The following is a 3,806-nucleotide window of genomic DNA, read 5'->3' on the forward strand; positions in this document are numbered from 1 at the left end:
GCGGGATGGAGCAGCTTGGTAGCTCGTCGGGCTCATAACCCGAAGGTCGTCGGTTCAAATCCGGCTCCCGCAACCAACACACTGACAGTGATGCAAGGTTTAAGGCGACTAGCAACTGCTCGTCGGGCTCAACTCTCCATAAGAGACGCGAAGGCCACCGGTTCAAATCCGGCTCCCGCAACCAACACACTGACAGTGATGCAAGGTTTAAGGCGACTAGCAACTGCTCGTCGGGCTCAACTCTCCATAAGAGACGCGAAGGCCACCGGTTCAAATCCGGCTCCCGCAACCAACACACTGACAGTGATGCAAGGTTTAAGGCGACTAGCAACTGCTCGTCGGGCTCAACTCTCCATAAGAGACGCGAAGGCCACCGGTTCAAATCCGGCTCCCGCAACCAACACACTGACAGTGATTCAAGGTTTAAGGCGACTAGCAATTGCTCGTCGGGCTCAACTCTCCGTAAGAGACGCGAAGGCCATCGGTTCAAATCCGGCTCCCGCAACCAATACACTGAATATCTTCTCGGCATTCTTGCCGAATCTACGGACGCGGGATGGAGCAGCTTGGTAGCTCGTCGGGCTCATAACCCGAAGGTCGTCGGTTCAAATCCGGCTCCCGCAACCAATTTCCGTAGAACGATTCCCCAAAAACCTGCTCGTAGCAACCGCTCGTCGGGCTCAACTCTTCATAAGAGACACGAAGGTCGTCGGTTCAAATCCGGCTCCCGCAACCAATTTCCGTAGAACGACTCCCAAAAAACCAGCTCTTAGCAACCGCTCGTCGGGCTCAACTCTCCATAATAGACGCGAAGGCCGTCGGTTCAAATCCGGCTCCCGCAACCAATTTCCGTAGCTTAATTTCAAAAAAAGATTAGCTCTTAGCTACCGTCCTGCGGACTCAACGCTGGCCTACTCTGTTCAATCTACAACTACCAAATACTTCACTACCGCTACTTTCTCTGCAGCGCATACAATTAGCCAACACCTTCTGTGTTGAGAAAACCAAAATGGTTAATGAAGTTTGGATTGGATATCTAGCGGCAATTTGCACGACCACAGCGTTTGTGCCTCAGGTCGTCCACACCTTTAAAACCAAAGACACGAGTTCTATATCTCTAGGTATGTACATTCTCTTTGTTGTAGGCATTGCCTTGTGGCTGTCCTACGGTGTCTTACTAGACGATTGGCCAATCATAATCGCAAATACCATAACTTTGGTTTTGGCGAGTTTCATTTTGACGATGAAGTTACAAGAGGTTTTCAAACGATAGATCTGACAGCAGTTTTCGGCCCATACCCACGCCTGTCATTCTCGCGAAAGCGGGAATCTAGCCAATCGCGAACAGCGGCAAACGGCCAGAAGCTAACCTTCAATAACCCACAAAACCTACGAGTTCGAGAATCCTTCGACGCCTTGGAGTACGCATGGTTGGTTTGCCTAATCACTGTTCGCCCGCTAAAATGACCACTTCAAAGACCTAATAAGGAGTCTTTTAAAATGACAACTAGAATCTTAGCTGATGTTGCTGCGAGTATCACCGAGTTAAAAGCGAATCCAATGAAAGTTGCAACAAGTGCTTGTGGTGAGCCTGTTGCCGTTCTAAATCGAAATGAGCCCGCATTTTATTGCGTACCAGCAGAAGCGTACGAAATGATGATGGACAAACTAGAAGATCTTGAGTTGCTAGCCATAGCCAAAGAGCGGGAAGACGAAGAAATCATCTCGGTAAACATTAATGATCTATAGTCTTGGCTTCAAAAAAAGCGCACTAAAGGAATGGCAAAAGCTTGGGTCAACTGTTCAGCAGCAATTTAAGAAAAAGCTGGAAGAACGTCTTAAAAATCCACATGTTCCAGCTTCAAAAATATCTGGCGCCGAAAACCTGTACAAAATTAAACTTCGGCAATCTGGCTATCGCCTTGTGTATAAAGTGGAAGATGACGTAATTATTATCACCATCTTGGCTGTGGGAAAACGAGAACGAAGCGCAGTCTATCAAAAGGCTATCGCTCGCTTTGGTAAATAATTCTTCGGGCAAGCCCCTTGGTACAAACAAACGACGGGAGACTGCTAAGGGCCATTTACACCTTAGATATCACCCGAAGTGACAATCATCTAAATGAATGAGTAAACGCATTTTCGCTGACGATTGGAAGGATGACCTAACTATGAGCCTAAAAAGGTCGTGTTCCTCCAGTCCTCACGTTGATGCAAAATCCTAACAAAGTACACGCCTTGGCTCACGTCAGCGGCATAAACTAACAAATGTGCTTTGTGCGGATGAATCCGTATAGGTGGAAAAAACTCAACGCGCTCTCGATTGGCCAGTGGGTTTTCCGCCAGCAACTCGAATACCATCTTTAGTTCAGAATGATATTTTCGTGCCTGCATCTCTCCAAACTGCTGAGCGCCATCAACAAATATGGAGATAAGGTCCTGCTCCGCTTTTTTACTAAGCGTATAAGGCATGCTTTTAGCCTTTTAGCTTGTCGAGTGCAGCTTGCTCAATCTGTTCCATTGTCATGTCACCTGGACCCGACTGAACCCCTTCTGATACTAGTGCCTGAAATCTAGCTAACTTGGCTTTTTGATCTTGTCGAATTAGGTCTCGAACATAGTCACTTGCGTTACTGTACAGCCCTGAATTTGCTTGCTCTTCTACCCAATCTTTCATTGGACTCGGAAGGGAAATGTTCATCGTTGCCATAACATGCCTCTCTTACTGCTAAACTTGCACTTGATCGAATCATGGCAAATATTGGCAATATTTGCCATCGAATATTCTATCTATATCAACGGCAGCTAAGGGCCAACAGCAACGACTCTCTACTCCATCTCGACCAATCGAGTCGTGAATTTCCGCAACACCAAACCAATCTATAGGAAGTAAAACTCCTATTCAGATCACGGCTCCCGCAACACTTATCCCTTATACTTTAGCAAGCACTGAATCCTCTCTATTGCTGCAAAGGCATATACCCGATTCAAACTCAGCTTAGACTGAGACGAATAACATAAATTATAAATACTAGGAATTGTTCGATGAAACTTAAACTGTTGCTACCTGCAGTAGCTGTTCTAGCTACTGGTTGCGCTATCCCTACCAACCCTTTACAACTCGAGTTGGAGTCTCTGCCTGAGGCGGATAAGGCCTACATTGTCGGTAAGTTCATCACACAATGTAGCGGTGGCATGGAAGGTTGCACTCAAAGGTTCAACTCGATTTGGGCTTCCTATAGCAATACCCAATTAGAAGGTTACTCTGACATTATTCAATCGAGATTTGGGTCCATTCAAGATAAAGACACTGAATACGATTTTATTGATCCAGTTGCTGGAGAAAAAGGATTCTATTTTTGTAAGGCTATTCCTGCAGGTAACTATGCCTTAACTAGTTTCAGTTATTACAGCTACGGTGGCGGCGGACACGGCTTCCATTCAAGAAAAGCCTCTCCATTTGAGATTCCCTTTTCCTTGAAAAAAGGAGAAGTCGCTTATTTAGGTCAGCTAAGACTGACCGTATTGTTTGGAGCAAAGAATAGTCTTGGTATTCAAGACTACCAGCCTGGATGGTTAGAGCTAGCGACTAACGCTGAGCAAGACATCAGCTACGCTGTTGCAAAATGTCCTGTTGACGTAAAAGTTGATGAGGTATCAAACAAACCTCTTAATCCCGTACTAGCGAACAGTCCACTAGTTATATCTGGACCAGCCAGTACGCAACAAGGTAATCCCCCCGCAAAATAACTGAAGCGAAAAGTAGAATTTTCTCGTATCTTAAAACGCAGGAGATTCTGCAATGA

Annotated in this window: 6 protein-coding genes and 1 tRNA gene; 5 read left to right on the plus strand and 2 right to left on the minus strand. The window is 46.0% G+C overall.

Going from position 1 to position 3,806, the window contains the following annotated elements; translation table 11 throughout:
* Positions 1–550 precede the first annotated feature (550 nt).
* From CLC93_RS17495 to CLC93_RS17510, 4 genes are all read left to right on the plus strand, one after another.
* Positions 551–627, plus strand: a tRNA-Met gene (locus tag CLC93_RS17495).
* 382 nt (positions 628–1,009) lie between these two features.
* Entirely contained in the window at positions 1,010–1,273 is a 264-nt protein-coding gene (locus CLC93_RS18005; RefSeq protein ID WP_095507279.1) for a SemiSWEET transporter, read from the plus strand.
* Positions 1,274–1,500: 227 nt separating this feature from the next.
* Positions 1,501–1,749, plus strand: a complete 249-nt coding sequence (locus tag CLC93_RS17505) for a type II toxin-antitoxin system Phd/YefM family antitoxin (protein WP_095507280.1) — start codon at positions 1,501–1,503, stop codon at positions 1,747–1,749.
* Entirely contained in the window at positions 1,739–2,029 is a 291-nt protein-coding gene (locus CLC93_RS17510; protein WP_095507281.1) for a type II toxin-antitoxin system RelE family toxin, read from the plus strand. The genes CLC93_RS17505 and CLC93_RS17510 overlap by 11 nt, the downstream gene beginning before the upstream one ends.
* A gap of 140 nt (positions 2,030–2,169) precedes the next feature.
* On the opposite strand, the gene CLC93_RS17515 is transcribed toward CLC93_RS17510, so the two are convergent.
* Together CLC93_RS17515 and CLC93_RS17520 are read right to left on the minus strand one after the other, a co-directional pair.
* Entirely contained in the window at positions 2,170–2,472 is a 303-nt protein-coding gene (locus CLC93_RS17515) for a type II toxin-antitoxin system RelE/ParE family toxin (protein ID WP_095507282.1), read from the minus strand.
* A gap of 4 nt (positions 2,473–2,476) precedes the next feature.
* A complete protein-coding gene (locus CLC93_RS17520) occupies positions 2,477–2,710 on the minus strand; it encodes a type II toxin-antitoxin system ParD family antitoxin (RefSeq protein ID WP_095507283.1) in 234 nt (77 codons plus the stop codon).
* A gap of 335 nt (positions 2,711–3,045) precedes the next feature.
* Here CLC93_RS17520 and CLC93_RS17525 point away from each other — a divergent pair, with 335 nt between their 5' ends.
* Positions 3,046–3,750, plus strand: coding sequence for a hypothetical protein (locus tag CLC93_RS17525; protein ID WP_095507284.1), 705 nt, complete (start codon positions 3,046–3,048; stop codon positions 3,748–3,750).
* Positions 3,751–3,806 lie beyond the last annotated feature (56 nt).

This window comes from Paraferrimonas sedimenticola (genome assembly GCF_002282855.1).
GTDB classification, from domain to species: domain Bacteria; phylum Pseudomonadota; class Gammaproteobacteria; order Enterobacterales; family Shewanellaceae; genus Paraferrimonas; species Paraferrimonas sedimenticola.

Coding starts and splice junctions, on each gene's coding strand:
- CLC93_RS17515 (WP_095507282.1), bottom strand. CDS start 2,472: ATGCCTTATACGCTTAGTAAAAAAGCGGAGCAGGACCTTATCTCCATA.
- CLC93_RS17525 (WP_095507284.1), top strand. CDS start 3,046: ATGAAACTTAAACTGTTGCTACCTGCAGTAGCTGTTCTAGCTACTGGT.
- CLC93_RS17505 (WP_095507280.1), top strand. CDS start 1,501: ATGACAACTAGAATCTTAGCTGATGTTGCTGCGAGTATCACCGAGTTA.
- CLC93_RS17520 (WP_095507283.1), bottom strand. CDS start 2,710: ATGGCAACGATGAACATTTCCCTTCCGAGTCCAATGAAAGATTGGGTA.
- CLC93_RS18005 (WP_095507279.1), top strand. CDS start 1,010: ATGGTTAATGAAGTTTGGATTGGATATCTAGCGGCAATTTGCACGACC.
- CLC93_RS17510 (WP_095507281.1), top strand. CDS start 1,739: ATGATCTATAGTCTTGGCTTCAAAAAAAGCGCACTAAAGGAATGGCAA.